The following is a 26,609-nucleotide window of genomic DNA, read 5'->3' on the forward strand; positions in this document are numbered from 1 at the left end:
ATGAAAGTTATTGGCAAAAGTACGATATTTTCTAAAGCTGTTAATCGTTCGATTAATAGTATCGCTTCTGTAATTTTAGCCGCTTCGGCGCTTTTAATTTCTAACAATGTCATGGCGGTGGATTATCCTTCGACCATTGATAATACCGTTAATGTCACACTTCCAGCTGGTGTCATCGATAATAATACGGCGAACAATACTAACGGTGGATGTACAGTTGCAGACCCAACTGTAGCGGCTTGTGCTACGGATTCTAATGCCCTCAACGTTGTTACCCCAGAACCAACAAAATCCTTTGCTCCCAATCCTATCGACTTTAATGGTGTCTCTACCCTCACCATTACGTTGACTAATACCAATGATTTTGATGCTATTTTGCAAGCTGATTTCGTTGATAATCTACCTGCGGGTGTGGTTCTTGCTACTCCAGTGAATGCAGCTGAGACCTGTGGTGGCTCAGGAACATTAACCGCAACTGACGGCGGCTCTTCTATTACCTTAGGCTCTGGTGCCACCATTCCTGCAAACAGTAACTGTACGATTACAGCTGATGTAACCAGTAACTCTGTGGGTACACATACTAACCAACTTCCTGCTGGTGCATTGGATACTGGTATGGGCTCGAGCACGGCAGCTTCCGCTGATCTTGTGGTCAACTCACCAGCTGAAATTGCTATTGGTGATGTTTCACAAGTAGAAACTGATGCGGGCACGACAACCTTTACTTTTACAGTAAGTATTAGTAACGCGGTTACTACGACTGAAGATATTACTTTTGATTATTTCACCACAGATGGTACTGCTCAAGCTGGCTCTGACTATGTCCAAGTTACTGACGGTTCTGTCACGGGAACGATCCCTGCCGGCGACACAAGCACAACCATTACGGTAACGGTGAACGGCGATACTGTTGTAGAGCCTGACGAAGGGTTTACGGTAACTCTAAGTAATATTTCTCCTAACGCCACAGACTCGGACGGCGTTGCTGATGCGACAATTGAAAACGATGACACTGCTAGCGTATCTGTTGCAGATGTAACGGTTAACGAGGGTGCGGGTACTGTCACCATCGATGTGACTTTAACCGGCGACACAGCGAGTGGCTTTGATGTTGACTTTGCTACTGCGGATGGAACAGCAACTGCAGGAGCTTTATCCGACTACCTTGCTAATTCAGGCACCCTCAGTTTTGCTGGTACGGATGGCGAAGTTCAAAGCATTACAGTAACAATCAATGATGATATTGCGATCGAAGGTAACGAGACTTTTGACGTTAATTTGTCAAACATTACCGGCGGACTAGCGACCATCAATGATGGTACTGGTGTCGTTACTATTCAAGATAACGACTCCGTGGTCCTTGTTGAGTTTGATGCCGCAGCTGATAGTGCTGATGAGGCAATTACTGAACATCCCCGTTTAAGAATATTAGGTGTTTTGCCGACCGATACTGATATCAACGTAAATGTTACAGGCGGAACAGCTGTAGGCTCTGGAACTGACTTCACTAATGTTGTGACAGTCACCATCCCTGCCGGCACTTATGACGGTGGGGCTGGAACATCTGTACCCATTAACTTAACGGTGGTTGATGATAATATTCTCGAAGCTGATGAAACCATTAACTTCGAATTGTCTAGCGTCAATCCGCGCTTGATTCTTGGTGATGCTGATCTTGATAGCAATACGCAGGCTACTAATACTTATACTATTCAAGACAATGATCCGCTTACGGTAACCGTTGCGGCTAACGACGCGACAGCTGCTGAGCCTACCGATAATGGCCAGTTTACGGTCAGTTTGAGTAATCCTAACTCGGTTGATACGACGGTTACTTACACGATTGCGGGCACTGCAACACCAACAGACGACTACACGCCATTAACAGGCACGGTAACAATTCCAGCGGGTGACACCAGCGCAACTATTGACGTCACCGTAGCGGACGACACTATTATTGAAGGTGATGAAACTGTTGTTATTACTTTAGATACGACCACTGACGGTACGATTGATGCGGGTAATGATGAGGCAACAGTAACCATTGCTGATAATGATAACTTAGTAGTTAGTATTACTGCCAATGATGCAACTGCTGCTGAACCGGCAGACAATGGGCAGTTTACGGTTAGCTTGAATAGTATAAGTTCAACCGACACGACCATTACGTATTTAGTTACCGGCACCGCGACGCCAACAGATGACTACACGCCATTAACGGGTACAGTTGTAGTTCCAGCTGGAGACACTTCTGCAACCATTGATGTGTTAGTCGTGAATGATGCCGTCGTTGAAGATGACGAAACGGTTATCGTTACTCTGGATACTACCAGCACGGGCACGATTGATGCCGGTAACGACGAAGCGACTGTGACCATTGCTGATGATGACACAGCTTCGATTGATATCAATAGCGTAACCGTGAATGAAGCTGATGGCACCGCAACTTTTAATGTAACGCTAACTGGCGAAGTTCAAGATGGCTTCAGTGTTGATTTCGCAAGTAACGACGCCACAGCCGAGGCGGGAAGTGATTACACTGCAACATCTGGTACTTTGAGTTTTGCTGGTACTGCAGGCGAAGTTGAAACAATTACGGTAACGATCGCGGACGATAGTTTGCTAGAAGCGACTGAAACCTTCGAAATGAACCTTTCGAATATTTCAAACGCGGATGTGGCGATCAACACTGCGCAAGGTATCGGTACAATTAATGACAACGACGCAGCAAGCATTGCGATTGATGATGTCACGGTTGATGAAGCTGACGGTAACGCAGTCTTCACCGTAACTTTAACTGGAAATGTCCAGGGCGGGTTTACGGTTGACGCTGACACTGCGGATGATACGGCTCTTGCTGGTAGCGATTATACTTCAACGTCAGATACCTTAACGTTTGTGGGTAACAATGGCGAAACTCAGACCTTTACAGTGCCGATCACTGATGATGGTTTGGCTGAAGCGACGGAAACCTTATTTGCTAACTTATCTAATATTTCGAATGGTTTGGTAACGATCGCTGATGCACAAGGTGTTGGCTCAATTACTGATAACGATAATGCTAGCTTGGCGATTAACGACATTTCTGTCAACGAAGGCGATGGTACAGCGACCTTCACGGTAACCTTAACGGGTGACGTTCAGGGCGGTGTTTCTGTAGATTACGCGACAGCAGATGACTCTGCTCTTGCTGGTAGTGACTACACGTCATCAACAGGCACCTTAAGCTTCACGGGTAATGACGGTGAAACTCAAACGTTCACAGTGCCAATTACTGATGATGGTTTAGTTGAAGCAACCGAAACTTTCTTTGCTAACTTATCTAACGTTAGTAATGCTGTTGTAACTTTATCTGATGCTCAAGGCGTTGGTACGATTAACGATAACGATAACGCGAGTTTAGCGATTGATGACGTTACGGTTAATGAGGCGGACGGTACTGCAACCTTCACAGTGACCTTGACGGGTGACGTGCAGGACGGTGTATCGGTAGATTTTGCGACTGCTGATGATTCAGCGGAAGCGGCTAGCGATTATACAGCGACCTCTGGCACCTTAAATTTCACCGGCAATGACGCTGAAACTCAAACAGTTACGGTGACTATCGCTGATGATGCGGTTGCTGAGGCGAGTGAAACCTATTTTGTTGATTTATCCAATGTGTCGAATGCAGGCGTTACGTTAAGTGATGCGCAAGGTCTTGGAACGATTAATGATAATGATACTGCTAGTCTCTCAATCAATAATGTGACCGTGGATGAAGATGCGGGAACTGCCACTTATACGGTGACACTTGATAATGCGGTTCAGGGCGGCAGCGTTGTTAATTATTCATTTACTGACGGCACAGCAACAGGTGGCGTAGATTATGACAACACACCAGGCAGTGTAACCTTTGCGGGCACAGCAGGTGAGACGCAGACCTTTACGGTTTCAATCATTAACGACGGCGTTTATGAAGGTGACGAAACCTTTACGGTCAACCTTGATGCAGTAAACCCTGTTATTAATGACAACGATTCCGCGACTACCATTATTGATGATGAAGTGTTGGAAGTATCGGTGACAGCGAGTGTTGCTAATGCTTCTGAGCCTGGTACCGATGGCGAGTTTACCGTTAGTTTGAACACGCCAAGCGCATCAGATGTTACGGTTAATTTGAGTTATACCGGCACAGCAGCAGACCCAGCGGATTACAGTCTAACCGGCGCTGCGGGTACTACAACGGTAGTGATCCCTGCAGGTGATACAAGCGTTACTGTTGATGTTGTTGTCAACGATGATGCGATTGTAGAGCCGACGGAAACCGTTATCGCGACAATTGATAGCGTTAGCGAAGGTACGATTGTTAATGCAACTGACACTGTTGAAATTGCGGATAATGATGCGGCTGCTGTAACTGTTGACGACGTATCAGCGGACGAGGGTGCTGGCACAGTAACCTTTACTATTACGCTTAATAATGAGGTTGCGGGTGGTACCAACGTCGATTATAGCTTTACTGATGGTACAGCGACTGGCGGTGGTACGGATTACGATAGCACTGGCGGTACAGTAACTTTTGCTGGTACAGCAGGCGAAACCCAAACCTTTACCGTGGCTTATACTGACGATAACGTAACGGAAGCTGATGAAACCTTTACTGTATCGCTGAGCGCAGACAATCCAAGCGTAACAGATACGGATACGGCGACAGGTACGATTGAAGATAATGATGTGCTGACTGTTAATATGTCAGCGACTGTTGCAGCGGCTTCTGAGCCAAGCACTGATGGTGAGTTCACTATTACGCTGAGCAACCCTAGCGATACAGACACTACTGTCTTTATTGATTACGCGGGCACGGCAACTGATCCGGATGATTACAGTTTGGTTGGTGCGGACGGCACGACAAGTGTGGTGATTCCTGCAGGTAGTACGACTGCAACCGTGACGGTTGATGTCGCGGATGATGCACTAGTGGAAGGTAGCGAAACGGTAGAAGCAACTATCACGGCTGTCAGCAACGGTAACATTGGCACGGCCACTGATACCGTTACTATTGCTGATAACGATTCACGCGTCACTGTTGAAGACGTGAGCGTTAACGAAACTGATGGCACAGCAACCTTTACCATTACGTTAGAAGAAGCCGTTGCTGGCGGCACTGATGTGAACTATAGCTTCACTGATGGCACAGCGACTGGTGGCGGTACGGACTACGACAGTACCGGCGGTACAGTAACTTTTGCTGGAACAGCTGGTGAAACTCAAACCTTTAGCGTTGCGATTACTAATGATGCGATTGTGGAAGGTGACGAAACCTTTACCGTGAACCTTGATGCGGTCAATCCAAACGTTATTGATACGGATACGGCGACAGGTACGATTGTTGATGATGATGCGTTAACCGTATCTGTGGTTGCGACAACGCCAACGGCTCAAGAGCCAGCGACTGATGGCCAGTTCACGGTGAGCTTAAGTACCACGAGTGCAACGGATACAACCGTTACCATTGCCTACTCAGGTACAGCAACGGACGGCTCGGATTACAACTTAGTAGGTGCCGACGGCACAACGACAGTTGTGATTCCCGCGGGTTCTACCGACGCTATCGTGACGGTTGACGTGCTTGACGACAATATTGTGGAAGGTGATGAGACAGTTATCGCGACCATCACTGCGACCGACAACGGCACTATTAGTGGCGCGACTGACACTGTAACAATCGAGTCAGAAGACACAGCTTCGGTTACGGTTGAAGATGTCACTGTGGCGGAAGATGGCGGTCCTGCGACCTTCAGAATCACTTTAAATGGTGAGGTTGACGGCGGTACGGATGTGACTTACAGCTTCACAGACGGCTCCGCGACTGGTGGCGGTACGGATTACGACAGCACCGGTAATACTGTTAGCTTTGTGGGTAACGATGGCGAGTTTATCGACATCAATGTTCCTATTGCTGATGACGCTATTGTTGAGTTCGATGAAACCTTTACCGTTAACTTGTCCGCGAGCAATGCGCTTGTGGATGCGACGGATGTTGCCACCGGTACCATTACTGATGACGATACACCGCTGGTTACCTCGATAGCAGCGACGGTTCCGAATGCTTCAGAACCTGCGACAAACGGCGAGTTTACCGTGACCTTAAGCGCAGAAAGCTCAACGGATACGGTTATTACCATTGATTACACGGGCACTGCGGCAGATCCTTCAGATTACAGTCTAACCGGAGCTTCAGGCACAACAACGGTTACCATCCCAGCAGGAGCTACATCAGCTACTGTAGCGGTCAACGTGGCTGATGATAATGTGGTTGAACCAAGCGAAACCGTTATTGCGACGATTACGACAGTGAGCAACGGCAACATTGGTACTGCTTCGGATACCGTGACTATCGCAGATGATGACAACGCTTCTGTAACGGTTGAAGACGTTTCAGTTAATGAGGGTGCTGGAACAGCAACCTTTACCATAACTTTAGATAATGCCGTTGCTGGTGGCACTGATGTGAACTACAGCTTCACTGACGGTACAGCGACTGGCGGTGGTACGGATTACGATAATACTGCGGGTACGGTTACTTTTGCCGGTACGGCTGGCGAAACGCAAACCTTCACCGTCAACATCACTGATGACGGCTTGGTTGAAGGTGACGAAACCTTTACCGTTAGCCTCGATGCGGTTAACCCACAGGTTACGGACACCGATACGGCGATCGGCACTATTACAGATAACGATAACCTACAAGTGTCAGTTATCGCGAGCGTAGCGACGGCTAGCGAGCCAGCAACTGATGGCGAGTTTACCGTCAGTTTGAGCGCGCCGAGTGCGACCGACACCACGGTAACTTTAAGTTATGCAGGTACCGCGGCTGATCCAGCGGACTACAGCTTAACGGGTGCTGATGGTACGACAACGGTGGTGATAGCAGCTGGAGACACGACAGCAACTATTCTAGTTGATGTCGCGGATGACACTATTGTTGAGCCTTCAGAAACCGTTGTGGCGACGATTGATAGCGTCAGTAACGGCACCATCGACAATGCCACAGACACTGTAACAATTAACGATAATGACAGTGCAACGGTAACCGTTAATGATGTCACGGTTGACGAAGCGGGCGTTAATGCCAGCTTCACAGTAACGTTAAATGGTGATGTTGTGGGTGGCGTGAGTTTTGACTACACCACAAATAACGGCACGGCAGCAGCTGGTAGCGACTACACGGCAACCTCGGGCACTGAAACTTTCGCGGGTACAGATGGCGAAACCATTACCATAAATGTTCCAATCACCGACGATGCAGTGGTTGAGGATGATGAAACCTTTACGCTTGATCTGAGCAATTTGACTAACCCAAGCGTAACCTTTGCGGATGATCAAGGCTTAGGCACTATCACGGATAATGATAATGCAACAGTTGCGATTAATGACGTTACTGTTAATGAAGCAGCTGGTACGGCTGACTTTACCGTAACCTTAACCGGCGATGTACAAGACGGCGTTAGTTTCGACTACACCACAAACGATGGCACAGCGACGGTCGGTGACGGCGATTATACGGCGGCTTCTGGTACAGAAACGTTTACCGGTACGGATGGCGAGACGATTACGATTAGTGTGCCGATTACCGATGACGCGATTGTTGAAGGTGATGAAACCTTCACCGTTGATTTAAGCAATTTGAATAATGGCAGCGTGACTTTCAGCGATGGTCAAGGCTTGGGCACCATTACGGATAACGACAATGCGACGGTTGCGATAGATGACGTAACGATTGCTGAAGATGGCGTTAATGCGACCTTTACGGTGACCTTAACCGGCGAAGTTCAAGATGGCTTCACGCTGGATTACATCACGAATGATGGTACGGCAGCGGCACCAGGTGATTACACCACGAGTACGGGCACGCTCACCTTCACGGGTACACCTGGCGAGACACAAACGATTGTGGTTCCTATCATCAATGATGACACGGTGGAAGCTGATGAAACCTTTACGGTTGACTTAAGCGCCTTAAGCAACGGTAGCGTAACCTTTAGTGATGACCAAGGTGTTGGCACCATTACGGATAATGACGCGGCGACGGTATCGGTTAATGATGTGATTGTGAATGAGGCGGACGGTACGGCTGACTTTACGGTGACCTTAACCGGTGACGTACAAGGTGGCGTGAGTTTCAACTACACAACAACGGATGGTACTGCGACAGCTGGTAGCGATTACACAGCTACTTCGGGTACAGAAACGTTCGCTGGAACTGATGGCGAGACCATTACCATTAGCGTACCGATTACAAATGATGTGTTAGTAGAGGGTGACGAAAACTTTACCTTAGACCTAAGTAACCTAACCACGACAGGCGTTACCTTTAGTGATGATCAAGGTCTGGGAACGATTAACGATAATGATGCGGCGAGTGTCACGGTAGAAGATGTGACTGTGGCCGAGAGCGCTGGTACGGCGACCTTTACAGTGACCTTAAACGGCGCAGTAGCTGGTGGCACAGATGTGAACTACAGCTTCACAGACGGCACAGCGACAGGCGGTAACACTGATTATGACAGCACAGGTGGTACTGTGACCTTTGCTGGCACGGATGGTGAAACACAAACCTTTACTGTTGCAATTAACGACGATGCGATTGTAGAGGGTAGTGAAACCTTCACGGTTAACCTTGATGCGGTTAACCCACTGGTGACTGATACCGATACAGCAACAGGCACCATTACGGATAATGACGCACTAGAAGTATCGATTGCTGCGACAGTGGCAGCAGCTTCTGAGCCTGCTACGGACGGTGAGTTTACAGTAACTCTAAGTAATACCAGCGCAACAGACACCACGGTAACCATTAACTATGCAGGTACGGCTACCGATAGCAGCGATTACAACTTGACTGGCGCTGCTGGAACCACTTCAGTGGTTATTCCAGCGGGTAGTATCAGTGCGACGGTAGCTGTTGAAGTGATAGATGATGCTATTACAGAAGGCAGTGAAACTGTTGAAGCAACGATTACTGCAGTTAGTAACGGTACCATCGGTACTGCAACAGACACTGTCACTATTGCTGATGATGATGCGGCGAGCGTCACAGTTGAAGATGTCACCATAACAGAAGCAGCTGGTACAGCGACTTTCACTATTACTCTAAATGGTGAAGTGGCTGGTGGTACTGATGTGAATTATAGCTTCACAGATGGCACAGCGACAGGCGGTAACACTGATTACGACAGCACTGGTGGTACTGTGACCTTCGCTGGCACGGATGGTGAAACCCAAACATTCACTGTAGCAATTAACGACGATGCGATTGTAGAGGGTAGTGAAACCTTTACGGTCAACCTTGATGCGGTTAACCCACTGGTTACTGATACGGATACCGCAACAGGCACCATTACGGATAATGACGCGGCGACGGTATCGGTTAATGATGTGATTGTGAATGAGGCGGACGGTACGGCTGACTTTACGGTGACCTTAACCGGTGACGTACAAGGTGGCGTGAGTTTCAACTACACAACAACGAATGGTACTGCGACAGCTGGTAGCGATTACACGGTTACTTCGGGTACAGAAACGTTCGCTGGAACTGATGGCGAGACCATTACGATTAGCGTACCGATTACAAATGATGTGTTAGTAGAGGGTGACGAAAACTTCACCTTAGACCTAAGTAACCTAACCACGACAGGCGTTACCTTTAGTGATGATCAAGGTCTGGGAACGATTAACGATAATGATGCGGCGAGTGTCACGGTAGAAGATGTGACTGTGGCCGAGGGCGCTGGTACGGCGACCTTTACAGTGACCTTAAACGGCGCAGTAGCTGGTGGCACAGATGTGAACTACAGCTTCACAGACGGCACAGCGACAGGCGGTAACACTGATTATGACAGCACAGGTGGTACTGTGACCTTTGCTGGCACGGATGGTGAAACACAAACCTTTACTGTTGCAATTAACGACGATGCGATTGTAGAGGGTAGTGAAACCTTCACGGTTAACCTTGATGCGGTTAACCCACTGGTTACTGATACCGATACCGCAACAGGTACCATTACGGATAATGACGCGGCGAGTGTCACGGTAGAAGATGTGACTGTTGATGAGGGTGCTGGTACGGCGACCTTTACAGTGACCTTAAACGGCGCAGTAGCTGGTGGCACAGATGTGAACTACAGCTTCACAGACGGTACAGCGACAGGCGGTAACACTGATTACGACAGCACTGGTGGTACTGTGACCTTCGCTGGCACGGATGGTGAAACCCAAACATTCACTGTAGCAATTAACGACGATGCGATTGTAGAGGGTAGTGAAACCTTTACGGTCAACCTTGATGCGGTTAACGCACTGGTTACTGATACGGATACAGCGACAGGCACCATTACGGATAATGATGCGGCGACGGTGTCGGTTAATGATGTGACGGTAAATGAAGCGGACGGTACGGCTAGCTTTACGGTGACTTTAACTGGTGACGTTGCGGGTGGCGTGAGCTTTGATTACACAACAACGAATGGTACTGCGACAGCTGGTAGCGATTACACGGCTACTTCGGGTACAGAAACGTTCGCTGGAACAGACGGCGAGACCATTACCATTAGCGTATCAATTAGTGAAGATACGTTAGTAGAGGGTGACGAAAACTTCACCTTAGACCTAAGTAACCTAACCACGACAGGCGTAACCTTTAGTGATGATCAAGGTCTGGGCACGATTAACGATAACGATACAGCTGAAGTCACGGTTGATGACGTCACGGTTAATGAAGGTGCTGGTACTGCAACCTTTACTATTACCCTAAATAATGATGTTGTCGGTGGTACTGATGTTAATTACAGCTTCGTTGATGGTACAGCGACTGGTGGTGACGACTATGATAGCACCGCGGGTAGCGTGACATTTGTTGGTAACGCTGGCGAAACCCAAACTTTCGACGTGACAATTAATGAAGATACCATTGTTGAAGGTTCTGAGGACTACACCGTTAATATCGATGCGGTAAATCCTTTAGTCACTGATACTGACACTGGGCTGGGTACCATTACGGATAATGATGCATTAGAAGTCTCGGTTGTAGCGACGACTGCAACAGCTTCTGAACCTAACTCTAATGGTCAGTTCACAGTGAGCTTGAATACTACCAGCTCAACAGACACTACGGTAAATATTGGTTATACGGGCACTGCAACTGATGGTAGCGATTACAACTTAAGTGGAGCTTCGGGTACGACGACAGTTGTTATTCCTGCCGGAGCTACAACTGCTACAGTCGCTGTGAATGTCATTGATGATTTCATCACGGAAGGTGATGAAACTGTTATTGCGACAATCTCAGCAGTTAGCAACGGTACTATTGCAACTGCAACAGATACTGTAACGATTAACGATAATGATGCGGCGAGTGTCACGGTAGAAGATGTGACTGTTGATGAGGGAGCTGGCACGGCAACCTTTACTATCACGCTAGATTCAGAAGTGGCTGGCGGTACTGACGTGAACTACAGCTTCACAGACGGCACAGCGACAGGCGGTAACACTGACTACGACAGCACTGGTGGCACCGTGACCTTCGCTGGCACGGCTAATGAAACCCAAACCTTTACTGTTGCAATTAACGACGATGCGATTGTAGAGGGTAGTGAAACCTTCACGGTTAACCTTGATGCGGTTAACCCACTGGTTACTGATACGGACACAGCAACAGGCACCATTACTGATAATGATGCACTAGAAGTATCGATTGCTGCGACAGTGGCAGCAGCTTCTGAGCCTGCTACGGACGGTGAGTTTACAGTAACTCTAAGTAATACCAGCGCAACAGACACCACGGTAACCATTAACTATGCAGGTACGGCTACCGATAGCAGCGATTACAACTTGACTGGCGCTGCTGGAACCACTTCAGTGGTTATTCCAGCGGGTAGTGTCAGTGCGACGGTAGCTGTTGAAGTGATAGATGATGCTATTACAGAAGGCAGTGAAACTGTTGAAGCAACGATTACTGCGGTTAGTAACGGTACCATCGGTACTGCAACAGACACTGTCACTATTGCTGATGATGATGCGGCGAGCGTTTCTGTTGCGGACGTTTCTGTTGATGAAGACGCAGGAACTGCAACCATTAATGTGACTTTAACGGGTAGTACCGCTGCTGGCTTCAGTGTCGACTTCGCCACAGCTGACGGCACAGCTCAGGCTGGTGCTTTGCAAGATTATATCGCGAACTCTGGAACCTTAAACTTCGCTGGTAATGACGGAGAAGTTCAATCAATCACAGTAACCATCAACGATGACTTCGACATTGAAGGTGATGAAAACTTCAATGTTAACTTGTCGAACATTACGGGTGGCCAAGCGACTATTAATGACGGGGCCGCGGTAGTAACCATTCAAGATAACGACTCTGTTGTGTTGATAGAGTTTGATTCAGCGGCGGACTCTGCTGACGAATCTACAACTGATGCACCAAGATTAGTAATATTAGGCTTCTTGCCAAATGATACTACGGTGAACGTTAATGTTACTGGTGGAACAGCAACTGGTGGTGGTACTGATTACACCAACGTCGTCTCGGTTACAATTCCGTCTGGAAGCTATGATGGTAGTGCAGCGACTTCTGTTCCGATTAATCTAACTGTGGTTGAAGATAATATTCTTGAAGCAGATGAAAATATTAGCTTTGAGTTATCAAGTGCAAATCCACGATTAGTGCTTGGAGATGCTGATCTTGATACTAATACACAGTCAACAAACACCTATACCATTCAAGATAATGACACCATTACGGTATCAGTGACTGCTAACGATGCGACAGCAGCTGAGCCGGCAGATAATGGCCAGTTCACTATCAATTTAAGTAGTCCTAACTCGGTTGATACGACAGTTACCTATAACATTGCAGGTACTGCGACTGCTACAGATGACTACACAGCACTAACAGGTACTGTAACTATACCTGCAGGTGATACTTCAGCAACTATCGACGTTACGGTAGCTGACGACACGATTGTAGAAAATGATGAGACAGTAATTGTTACCTTAGCCACAACAACTGACGGCACTATTGATGGTGCCAATAACCAGGCTACAGTGACTATTTCAGATGATGATAGCTTAGAAGTTTCGATTGTAGCTTCAACGCCATCAGCATCTGAGCCAGCTACTGATGGTGTGTTTACCATAAGTCTAAATACTACAAGCTCGACAGACACAACGATCAGCGTTGACTATGCAGGTACGGCGACAGACAGCAGTGATTACAATCTCACTGGAGCTTCAGGAACCACAACGGTAGTTATCCCAGCTGGAGATACCACAGCACAGGTAACCGTTGATGTGATTGATGACGCGCTTGTTGAAGGTGATGAAACTGTTGAGGCAACGATTACTGCAGTTAGTAACGGTACCATTGTTACTGCGACTGACACTGTTACGATCTCTGACGATGACAGAAACCTTGATATTGCACCAATCAACGAAACCACGCCAGAGAACACGGCTCACACCACGGCGCCGGCGGACTTGAGTCCAGGCGATACTCCTGTAGGTACGGTAACGTACACCATCAGTGGCGGTGCCGATCAAGCCTTGTTCACGATTGATGCCAATACCGGTGAGTTAACACTGGGTGCGCAAGACTTTGAAGCGCCAGCGGATGCGGACACGGACAATGTGTACGAAGTTCAAATTACAGCAACGGACTCTGCCGGCAACACAGCCGACGAGTTAGCGACGGTGACGGTAACAGACGTCAATGAAACCGCGAACTTGGATATCGCCCCGATCAATGAAACGACGCCAGAGAACACGCCTCACACCACGGCGCCGGCGGACTTGAGTCCAGGCGATGCGCCGATTGGCACGGTGACCTACACCATCAGTGGCGGTGCCGATCAAGCCTTGTTCACGATTGATGCCAATAGCGGTGAGTTAACGTTGGGTGCGCAAGACTTTGAAGCGCCAGCGGATGCGGACACGGACAATGTGTACGAAGTTCAAATCACGGCGACAGACAGTGATGGCAACACGGCGGCTGAGTTAGCGACGGTGACGGTAACAGACGTCAATGAAACCGCGAACTTGGATATCGCCCCTATTAATGAAACGACGCCAGAGAACACGGCTCACACCACGGCGCCGGCGGACTTGAGTCCAGGCGATGCGCCGATTGGCACGGTGACCTACACCATCAGTGGCGGTGCCGATCAAGCCTTGTTCACGATTGATGCCAATACCGGTGAGTTAACGCTGGGTGCGCAAGACTTTGAAGCGCCAGCGGATGCGGACACGGACAATGTGTACGAAGTTCAAATCACGGCGACAGACAGTGATGGCAACACGGCAGCTGAGTTAGCGACGGTGACGGTAACAGACGTCAATGAAACCGCAAACTTGGATATCGCCCCGATTAATGAAACGACGCCAGAGAACACGGCTCACACCACGGCGCCGGCGGACTTGAGTCCAGGCGATGCGCCGATTGGCACGGTGACTTACACCATCAGTGGCGGTGCCGATCAAGCCTTGTTCACGATTGATGCCAATACCGGTGAGTTAACGTTGGGTGCGCAAGATTTTGAAGCGCCAGCGGATGCGGACACGGACAATGTGTACGAAGTTCAAATCACGGCGACAGACAGTGATGGCAACACGGCGGCTGAGTTAGCGACGGTGACGGTAACAGACGTCAATGAAACCGCGAACTTGGATATCGCCCCTATTAATGAAACGACGCCAGAGAACACGGCTCACACCACGGCGCCGGCGGACTTGAGTCCAGGCGATGCGCCGATTGGCACGGTGACTTACACCATCAGTGGCGGTGCCGATCAAGCCTTGTTCACGATTGATGCCAATACCGGTGAGTTAACGCTGGGTGCGCAAGATTTTGAAGCGCCAGCGGATGCGGACACGGACAATGTGTACGAAGTTCAAATCACGGCGACAGACAGTGATGGCAACACGGCAGCTGAGTTAGCGACGGTGACGGTAACAGACGTCAATGAAACCGCGAACTTAGATATCGCCCCGATTAATGAAACGACGCCAGAGAACACGGCTCACACCACGGCGCCGGCGGACTTGAGTCCAGGCGATGCGCCGATTGGCACGGTGACTTACACCATCAGTGGCGGTGCCGATCAAGCCTTGTTCACGATTGATGCCAATACCGGTGAGTTAACGTTGGGTGCGCAAGATTTTGAAGCGCCAGCGGATGCGGACACGGACAATGTGTACGAAGTTCAAATCACGGCGACAGACAGTGATGGCAACACGGCAGCTGAGTTAGCGACGGTGACGGTAACAGACGTCAATGAAACCGCGAACTTAGATATCGCCCCGATTAATGAAACGACGCCAGAGAACACGGCTCACACCACGGCGCCGGCGGACTTGAGTCCAGGCGATGCGCCGATTGGCACGGTGACTTACACCATCAGTGGCGGTGCCGATCAAGCCTTGTTCACGATTGATGCCAATACCGGTGAGTTAACGCTGGGTGCGCAAGATTTTGAAGCGCCAGCGGATGCGGACACGGACAATGTGTACGAAGTTCAAATCACGGCGACAGACAGTGATGGCAACACGGCAGCTGAGTTAGCGACGGTGACGGTAACAGACGTCAATGAAACCGCGAACTTAGATATCGCCCCGATTAATGAAACGACGCCAGAGAACACGGCTCACACCACGGCGCCGGCGGACTTGAGTCCAGGCGATGCGCCGATTGGCACGGTGACTTACACCATCAGTGGCGGTGCCGATCAAGCCTTGTTCACGATTGATGCCAATACCGGTGAGTTAACGTTGGGTGCGCAAGATTTTGAAGCGCCAGCGGATGCGGACACGGACAATGTGTACGAAGTTCAAATCACGGCGACAGACAGTGATGGCAACACGGCAGCTGAGTTAGCGACGGTGACGGTAACAGACGTCAATGAAACCGCGAACTTAGATATCGCCCCGATTAATGAAACGACGCCAGAGAACACGGCTCACACCACGGCGCCGGCGGACTTGAGTCCAGGCGATGCGCCGATTGGCACGGTGACTTACACCATCAGTGGCGGTGCCGATCAAGCCTTGTTCACGATTGATGCCAATACCGGTGAGTTAACGTTGGGTGCGCAAGATTTTGAAGCGCCAGCGGATGCGGACACGGACAATGTGTACGAAGTTCAAATCACGGCGACAGACAGTGATGGCAACACGGCAGCTGAGTTAGCGACGGTGACGGTAACAGACGTCAATGAAACCGCGAACTTAGATATCGCCCCTATCAATGAAACGACGCCAGAGAACACGGCTCACACCACGGCGCCGGCGGACTTGAGTCCAGGCGATGCGCCGATTGGCACGGTGACTTACACCATCAGTGGCGGTGCCGATCAAGCCTTGTTCACGATTGATGCCAATACCGGTGAGTTAACGCTGGGTGCGCAAGATTTTGAAGCGCCAGCGGATGCGGACACGGACAATGTGTACGAAGTTCAAATCACGGCGACAGACAGTGATGGCAACACGGCAGCTGAGTTAGCGACGGTGACGGTAACAGACGTCAATGAAACCGCGAACTTGGATATCGCCCCGATTAATGAAACGACGCCAGAGAACACGGCTCACACCACGGCGCCGGCGGACTTGAGTCCAGGCGATGCGCCGATTGGCACGGTGACTTACACCATCAGTGGCGGTGCCGATCAAGCCTTGTTCACGATTGATGCCAATACCGGTGAGTTAACGTTGGGTGCGCAAGATTTTGAAGCGCCAGCGGATGCGGACACGGACAATGTGTACGAAGTTCAAATCACGGCGACAGACAGTGATGGCAACACGGCAGCTGAGTTAGCGACGGTGACGGTAACAGACGTCAATGAAACCGCGAACTTAGATATCGCCCCTATCAATGAAACGACGCCAGAGAACACGGCTCACACCACGGCGCCGGCGGACTTGAGTCCAGGCGATGCGCCGATTGGCACGGTGACTTACACCATCAGTGGCGGTGCCGATCAAGCCTTGTTCACGATTGATGCCAATACCGGTGAGTTAACGCTGGGTGCGCAAGATTTTGAAGCGCCAGCGGATGCGGACACGGACAATGTGTACGAAGTTCAAATCACGGCGACAGACAGTGATGGCAACACGGCAGCTGAGTTAGCGACGGTGACGGTAACAGACGTCAATGAAACCGCGAACTTGGATATCGCCCCGATCAATGAAACGACGCCAGAGAACACGGCTCACACCACGGCGCCGGCGGACTTGAGTCCAGGCGATGCGCCGATTGGCACGGTGACTTACACCATCAGTGGCGGTGCCGATCAAGCCTTGTTCACGATTGATGCCAATACCGGTGAGTTAACGCTGGGTGCGCAAGACTTTGAAGCGCCAGCGGATGCGGACACGGACAATGTGTACGAAGTTCAAATCACGGCGACAGACAGTGATGGCAACACGGCAGCTGAGTTAGCGACGGTGACGGTAACAGACGTCAATGAAACCGCGAACTTAGATATCGCCCCGATCAATGAAATGACGCCAGAGAACACGGCTCACACCACGGCGCCGGCGGACTTGAGTCCAGGCGATGCGCCGATTGGCACGGTGACTTACACCATCAGTGGCGGTGCCGATCAAGCCTTGTTCACGATTGATGCCAATACCGGTGAGTTAACGCTGGGTGCGCAAGACTTTGAAGCGCCAGCGGATGCGGACACGGACAATGTGTACGAAGTTCAAATCACGGCGACAGACAGTGATGGCAACACGGCAGCTGAGTTAGCGACGGTGACGGTAACAGACGTCAATGAAACCGCGAACTTAGATATCGCCCCGATTAATGAAACGACGCCAGAGAACACGGCTCACACCACGGCGCCGGCGGACTTGAGTCCAGGCGATGCGCCGATTGGCACGGTGACCTACACCATCAGTGGCGGTGCCGATCAAGCCTTGTTCACGATTGATGCCAATACCGGTGAGTTAACGTTGGGTGCGCAAGATTTTGAAGCGCCAGCGGATGCGGACACGGACAATGTGTACGAAGTTCAAATCACGGCGACAGACAGTGATGGCAACACGGCAGCTGAGTTAGCGACGGTGACGGTAACAGACGTCAATGAAACCGCGAACTTAGATATCGCCCCGATTAATGAAACGACGCCAGAGAACACGGCTCACACCACGGCGCCGGCGGACTTGAGTCCAGGCGATGCGCCGATTGGCACGGTGACTTACACCATCAGTGGCGGTGCCGATCAAGCCTTGTTCACGATTGATGCCAATACCGGTGAGTTAACGCTGGGTGCGCAAGATTTTGAAGCGCCAGCGGATGCGGACACGGACAATGTGTACGAAGTTCAAATCACGGCGACAGACAGTGATGGCAACACGGCAGCTGAGTTAGCGACGGTGACGGTAACAGACGTCAATGAAACCGCGAACTTGGATATCGCCCCGATCAATGAAACGACGCCAGAGAACACGGCTCACACCACGGCGCCGGCGGACTTGAGTCCAGGCGATGCGCCGATTGGCACGGTGACTTACACCATCAGTGGCGGTGCCGATCAAGCCTTGTTCACGATTGATGCCAATACCGGTGAGTTAACGTTGGGTGCGCAAGATTTTGAAGCGCCAGCGGATGCGGACACGGACAATGTGTACGAAGTTCAAATCACGGCGACAGACAGTGATGGCAACACGGCAGCTGAGTTAGCGACGGTGACGGTAACAGACGTCAATGAAACCGCGAACTTAGATATCGCCCCGATTAATGAAACGACGCCAGAGAACACGGCTCACACCACGGCGCCGGCGGACTTGAGTCCAGGCGATGCGCCGATTGGCACGGTGACTTACACCATCAGTGGCGGTGCCGATCAAGCCTTGTTCACGATTGATGCCAATACCGGTGAGTTAACGCTGGGTGCGCAAGATTTTGAAGCGCCAGCGGATGCGGACACGGACAATGTGTACGAAGTTCAAATCACGGCGACAGACAGTGATGGCAACACGGCAGCTGAGTTAGCGACGGTGACGGTAACAGACGTCAATGAAACCGCGAACTTAGATATCGCCCCGATCAATGAAACGACGCCAGAGAACACGGCTCACACCACGGCGCCGGCGGACTTGAGTCCAGGCGATGCGCCGATTGGCACGGTGACTTACACCATCAGTGGCGGTGCCGATCAAGCCTTGTTCACGATTGATGCCAATACCGGTGAGTTAACGTTGGGTGCGCAAGATTTTGAAGCGCCAGCGGATGCGGACACGGACAATGTGTACGAAGTTCAAATCACGGCGACAGACAGTGATGGCAACACGGCGGCTGAGTTAGCGACGGTGACGGTTGAGAACCTAACTGAAAGTACACCGACAGTTGATGCGCAAACGACTAACGACGATACCCCAGTGATTACGGGTACGGCGGATAGCGCGGACGATCTGACGGTGACGGTTAACGGTGTAACTTACACCGAAGGCGACGGCAACTTAGTCGACAACGGTGATGGCACTTGGACATTAACCATCCCAGCGGGTAATGAAATCCCAGACGGCACTTATGACGTTGTTGCAACCGTGACGGACGGTACTAACACCGCATCAGACGCCACGACGGATGAGTTAGTGGTCGATAGCGCGATCACAACACCGACAGTTGATACACAAACGACTAACGACGATACCCCAGTCATTACGGGTACGGCGGATAGCGCGGACGATCTGACGGTGACGGTTAACGGTGTGACTTACACCGAAGGCGACGGCAACTTAGTCGACAACGGTGATGGCACTTGGACATTAACCATCCCAGCGGGTAATGAAATCCCAGACGGCACTTATGACGTTGTTGCCACCGTGACGGACGGTACTAACACCGCATCAGACGCCACGACGGATGAGTTAGTGGTCGATAGCGCGATCACAACACCGACAGTTGACGCACAAACGACTAACGACGATACCCCAGTGATTACGGGTACGGCGGATAGCGCGGACGATCTGACGGTGACGGTTAACGGTGTGACTTACACTGAAGGCGACGGCAACTTAGTCGACAACGGTGATGGCACTTGGACATTAACCATCCCAGCGGGTAATGAAATCCCAGACGGCACTTATGACGTTGTTGCCACCGTGACGGACGGTACTAATACTGCATCAGACGCCACGACGGATGAGTTAGTGGTTGATAGCGCGATCACAACTCCGACAGTTGACACACAAACGACTAACGACGATACCCCAGTGATTACGGGTACGGCGGATAGCGCGGACGATCTGACGGTGACGGTTAACGGTGTGACTTACACTGAAGGCGACGGCAACTTAGTCGACAACGGTGATGGCACTTGGACATTAACCATCCCAGCGGGTAATGAAATCCCAGACGGCACTTATGACGTTGTTGCCACCGTGACGGACGGTACTAACACCGCATCAGACGCCACGACGGATGAGTTAGTGGTTGATAGCGCAATCACAACACCGACAGTTGATGCACAAACGACTAACGACGATACCCCAGTAATTACGGGTACGGCGGATAGCGCGGACGATCTGACGGTGACGGTTAACGGTGTGACTTACACTGAAGGCGACGGCAACTTAGTCGACAACGGTGATGGCACTTGGACATTAACCATCCCAGCGGGTAATGAAATCCCAGACGGCACTTATGACGTTGTTGCCACCGTGACGGACGGTACTAACACCGCATCAGACGCCACGACGGATGAGTTAGTGGTTGATAGCGCAATCACAACACCGACAGTTGATGCACAAACGACTAACGACGATACCCCAGTAATTACGGGTACGGCGGATAGCGCGGACGATCTGACGGTGACGGTTAACGGTGTGACTTACACTGAAGGCGACGGCAACTTAGTCGACAACGGTGATGGCACTTGGACATTAACCATCCCAGCGGGTAATGAAATCCCAGACGGCACTTATGACGTTGTTGCAACCGTGACGGACGGTACTAACACCGCATCAGACGCCACGACGGATGAGTTAGTGGTTGATAGCGCGATCACAACACCGACAGTTGATGCACAAACGACTAACGACGATACCCCAGTGATTACGGGTACGGCGGATAGCGCGGACGATCTGACGGTGACGGTTAACGGTGTGACTTACACTGAAGGCGACGGCAACTTAGTCGACAACGGTGATGGCACTTGGACATTAACTATCCCTGATGCCGACGCATTAACTGATGGTACTTATGATGTAACGGCAACCGTGACTGACGGTACTAATACCGCATCAGACGCCACGACGGATGAGTTAGTGGTAGATAGTGCGATCACAACACCAACGGTTGACACACAAACGACTAACGACGATACCCCAGTAATTACGGGTACGGCGGATAGCGCGGACGATCTGACGGTGACGGTTAACGGTGTGACTTACACTGAAGGCGACGGCAACTTAGTCGACAACGGTGATGGCACTTGGACATTAACCATCCCTGATGCCGACGCATTAACTGATGGTACTTATGATGTAACGGCAACCGTGACGGACGGTACTAATACTGCGTCTGATGGAACCGCTGATGAGTTAGTGATTGATACTCAGATCACAACACCAACGGTTGATACACAAACGACTAACGACGATACTCCAGTGATTACGGGTACGGCGGATAGCGCGGACGATCTGACGGTGACGGTTAACGGTGTGACTTACACTGAAGGCGACGGCAACTTAGTCGACAACGGTGATGGCACTTGGACATTAACTATCCCTGATGCCGACGCATTAACTGATGGTACATATGATGTAACGGCAACCGTGACTGACGGTACTAATACCGCATCAGACGCCACGACGGATGAGTTAGTGGTAGATAGTGCGATCACAACACCAACGGTTGACACACAAACGACTAACGACGATACCCCAGTAATTACGGGTACGGCGGATAGCGCGGACGATCTGACGGTGACGGTTAACGGTGTGACTTACACTGAAGGCGACGGCAACTTAGTCGACAACGGTGATGGCACTTGGACATTAACCATCCCTGATGCCGACGCATTAACTGATGGTACTTATGATGTAACGGCAACCGTGACGGACGGTACTAATACTGCGTCTGATGGAACCGCTGATGAGTTAGTGATTGATACTCAGATCACAACACCAACGGTTGATACACAAACGACTAACGACGATACTCCAGTGATTACGGGTACGGCGGATAGCGCGGACGATCTGACGGTGACGGTTAACGGTGTGACTTACACTGAAGGCGACGGCAACTTAGTCGACAACGGTGATGGCACTTGGACATTAACTATCCCTGATGCCGACGCATTAACTGATGGTACATATGATGTAACGGCAACCGTGACTGACGGTACTAATACTGCGTCTGATGGAACCGCTGACGAGTTAGTGATTGATACTCAGATCACAACACCAACGGTTGATACACAAACGACTAACGACGATACCCCAGTGATTACGGGTACGGCGGATAGCGCGGACGATCTGACGGTGACGGTTAACGGTGTGACTTACACTGAAGGCGACGGCAACTTAGTCGACAACGGTGATGGCACTTGGACATTAACTATCCCTGATGCGGATGCGTTAACAGAAGGTACTTACGACGTAACTGCTAGCGTTAACGATGACGCTGGTAATACGGCAGATGATGCGACGACAGGCGAGCTTGTTATTGAATCTGCAGATAAACCGCAGCTGCGCCTCGTAAAAACAGTTAGCACGGATCAAGTCCAGCTAGGCGATTTCGTTAGTTACACTATTACCGTAGAAAACGTCGGTACGGTAGACGTTACTGATGTACAGGTAATTGATACGCCACCGCTAGGTTTTGGTTATGTTGACAACAGTGGTGAAATTACTGATGTAAACGCTGGCAACGATGTCATTACGCCATACAAACCATTGCAGTTTGAAGGTATTGATGTCGGCGAGGGTGAAACAGCGACCATTAAGTACTTGATGCGAGTTGGCCCATCGGCAGTAGGTGCAGAGCACGTGAACAGTGTTACCGCTTACTTCAATGGTGATAAGATCAGTAATACGGCAACTGTGTCGGTATTCATGACCTCGGATCCTGACTTCGAGCAAGCGACTATCATGGGTAAAGTCTTTAATGACCGTGATGGTGACGGCTGGCAGGATGATGCAACAGCGACAGGTATTAGCGTCAGCGGTGGTATCGATGAGTCTACCTATATCGCAGACTCAACGACAGTGGACCGTGGCAATGGCCCACAGCCTGAAGCAGACGCGAGTGCACCAATTAATCACGGTATTGAGCTAGGTACATTACGTGGCCGTAACTCAGTGATGGATCCTGCATCGAACCATACAATGGTTATTTCTCAGCTGATGAGTGAGCCTCGCTTCACTGACGACTTTGTCCTTACAACGGACGAAGGTACTAAAGTGATGATGGACGCTGAAGGTAATACGCGAGTTGAACACTCTGGTGAAGTCGCTGATGATTTATCGGCTCAGAATATCCGAGTTGAACGTCATATTACGCGTGTTGGTGAGAGCTACCGAGTAGACTTTGTTATCAGCAACTACGGCATCTATGAGCGTGGTGTACCAGGTGTACGTATCGCGACGGTTGAAGGCTTAATCGTAGAAACCGATGCTTACGGTCGATTCCACTTGAATGCGCTTGACGTAGAAAATTACGCTCGCGGTAGAAACTTCATCATGAAAGTGGACCCAGCAACCTTACCTTCGGGTAGTGTGTTCACGACTGAAAACCCAAGGGTTCAACGTCTAACGCAAGGTATGTCGACTCGCTTTGACTTTGGTATCAAGTTACCTGAACCTAAAGAACCAGAGTTAGACCAGTCGAACGCACTAGAAATCGAATTGGGAACGGTGCTATTTGATGACAACAGCATTGAAATTAAAGAGAAGTATCGTCCAGCTTTAGACGATATTGCTAACAAAATTAACCAATCTAAAGGTGCGACTTTAACCATTAACGGTTATGGCGGTGGTATTCCTATCGCCCTAGACCGCGCTACCGCCTTGCGAGAAGCTATTCTCGGAAAGGTCAAAGCGGACATCGCCTCTAACGTTAAAGTGACCATTAATACACATGCCGCTGAAATTGTTGATGGACGAGACTTTATTACCATTGGTGACAAGATTGAAATAGGTCAACTGTTCTTTGGAACTGATAAGTCAACAATAGAAGACGACCAGAAACCTGTACTAGAGGCTATGGCTAATTATTTAAATGAGAAGGGTGGCGGTGCTATCTGGGTGTCGGGATATGCCGATATCCGAGGTAGTTCGGAATATAACTACCGCCTAGGTTTGAAGCGTGCAGATGCTGTGTACAGCGCACTGAAGAAGTACTTAGGTAAAGAGTTGATTAAAAACGTAAGAATTGAGGTGGCTCCAGGCCAGTATGAAGCTTCAACAGGAGGTGCTAGCCATGAGTAAACTAATGCTAAAAAATATGGCTCAGCCGCTATTCAGTTTTGGTTTAGGAGCAATCTTATTCAGTCTAACGCCTGAAGCGTTCAGCGCTGAGCCTAATAAAACGGCCAAAGAGTACACATGTGAAAACTCCGAATGTAAAACTGAAGAAGGTTTGATTTTCAGAGTTAAGAGTAAAGGTGAGTCGACTGCGACAGCGGTTAGAGAATCCGAAATGGATAAAGACCGCCGTGTTGATGTTGATTATCGCGGAATATACACCTACGACGAAGCTGGCTTTAGACCTGATCAAAAGCGCGCAGATGTTGCCGGAAGAATGTTAGTCCAACTTCCAAACGGCGGCATCATGTGGGCAACGGAAGACCCAGCCCTAACACCTCCATCGTTAGGCGTGAGTGGCGCTTCAGTCGTTGCTTTTGAAGATGGCAAGGTTGTAGAGCCAGTTAACTTCAGTTATTACTCAAATTATGCTGCCTTCATTGACCGATTAGAGCTTACGGTTTTTGATGCGAACGATACCGATTTAGTGACGCCACTAGCGACTGAGTCGTTAGAAGTCACTAATAATGGTCGTTACGCATGGGACGGCGAGTTAACGTTGGATCGTCCACTGGTTCAAGGTGATAGATTGATCTACGTCCTTCGCGCTTATGATAAAGAAGGGCGCATGGATGAAACTGCGGCTAAAGGTTTATTGCTGGTTTCTCCAGAAGAAAAGAAAAACAATATTGCGCAGTTTGCGGACCAAGTTCGCCGTGGCGAATCAGAAGAAGAGATTTCAGACCAGCAAATTACTAACCAACTGATTGAAAGCGAAACCTTTGGTCAGAATAACCTGCGCCAGCAGAATATCCCAATCTACGGTTCTCGTGTAAGAATCTTTGGTCAGGATATTCCTGAGAATCAGCCGTTAACGATTAATGGCGATATTATCCCTGTGGATTTAGAGCGTCGTTTCGTCGCCGAGTACTTACTACCGGTAGGTCAGCATGACTTTAATGTGGTTATCGGGAATGAAGAAGACGAGCAAATCGTTAATGAAATGACGGTTAATGTGACTGGTGAGCATATGTTCATGGTCGCGTTGGCCGACTTAACAGCTTCTAAGAATTCAGTTTCCGACAGTATTCAAGCGGTAGACGAAGGCGATAAGTTCGAAGATGACTTCCTGATGGAAGGACGTCTAGCATTTTACTTAAAAGGTAAAATCAAAGGTAAGTACCTAATTACAGCTCAAGCAGATACCCAAGAGCGCGAGCTAGACGAAATGTTTGATGGTTTCTTAGATAAAGATCCGCAGGACATTTTCCGTCGTCTTGACCCCGACCGTTATTACCCCGTCTATGGTGACGACTCTACGACTTATCGTGACGTCGATACTCAAGGCCGCTTCTACGTTCGTGTCGATTGGGACAAAAGCCAAGCGCTATGGGGTAACTTTAATACGGGGATTACCGGTAACGAATTTGCCCAGTATTCGCGCTCGCTTTATGGTGCAGCGATTAACTGGCGCTCGCTTGATACGACCGAGCTAGGCGAAGCGAAAACACAAGTGAAAGCCTTTGCTTCTGAAGCTCAGACGGCACTAGGCCATGTTGAGTTCTTAGGTACTGGCGGTAGTTTGTACTACTTAAAGCATACGGACATTCTGCCGGGTTCAGACAAGATCACGTTAGAAGTGCGCGATAGTACAACGGGTCGCGTGGAAACGCGTGTTGACCTAAAGCGTGGCGCCGATTATGAAATCGATGAGCTGCAAGGCCGTATTATTTTAACCACGCCTTTATCACAAATTTCACGCCGTAATTTAGACACGATTATACGTGATCAGCCTTTAGATGGTTTTGATAACGTCCTATTAGTGGATTATGAATACCGTCCTTCAGGCTTTGAGCCAGATAGCACCACATTAGGTGGTCGAGCAAAAGTTTGGCTGGGCGAGCATGTGGCTGTCGGCGGTACTTTTGTTGATGAAAACCGCTCTGGTGATGATTACCAGTTAGCGGGTGTAGACGTCACTCTACAAGCTGGCCGCGGTACTTACCTTAAAGTTGAGTCGGCTGATTCAGAAGCGAATCAGGCTGCAACCTTCTTCTCAGACAACGGCGGTTTCACCTTTGATGAAATCGTGCCCGATCCGACTG

2 protein-coding genes (1 of these 2 running past the window's edge) are annotated in these 26,609 nt (G+C 49.9%); both read left to right on the forward strand.

Features of this window, described 5'->3' with window-relative positions; translation table 11 throughout:
- Complete coding sequence (locus tag TQ33_RS11960; protein ID WP_046560880.1) at positions 1–24,468, forward strand: Calx-beta domain-containing protein; 24,468 nt, start codon at positions 1–3, stop codon at positions 24,466–24,468.
- On the forward strand, positions 24,461–26,609 hold the 5' portion of the coding sequence (locus tag TQ33_RS03770) for a TonB-dependent receptor (RefSeq protein ID WP_052735186.1). The gene runs 1,568 nt beyond the window's last position; the window shows 2,149 of its 3,717 coding nt (coding positions 1–2,149); the start codon lies at positions 24,461–24,463; its stop codon lies off the right edge, out of view. Before TQ33_RS11960 ends, TQ33_RS03770 begins: the two co-directional genes overlap by 8 nt.

Source organism: Kangiella geojedonensis, assembly GCF_000981765.1.
Taxonomy (GTDB): Bacteria; Pseudomonadota; Gammaproteobacteria; order Enterobacterales; family Kangiellaceae; genus Kangiella; species Kangiella geojedonensis.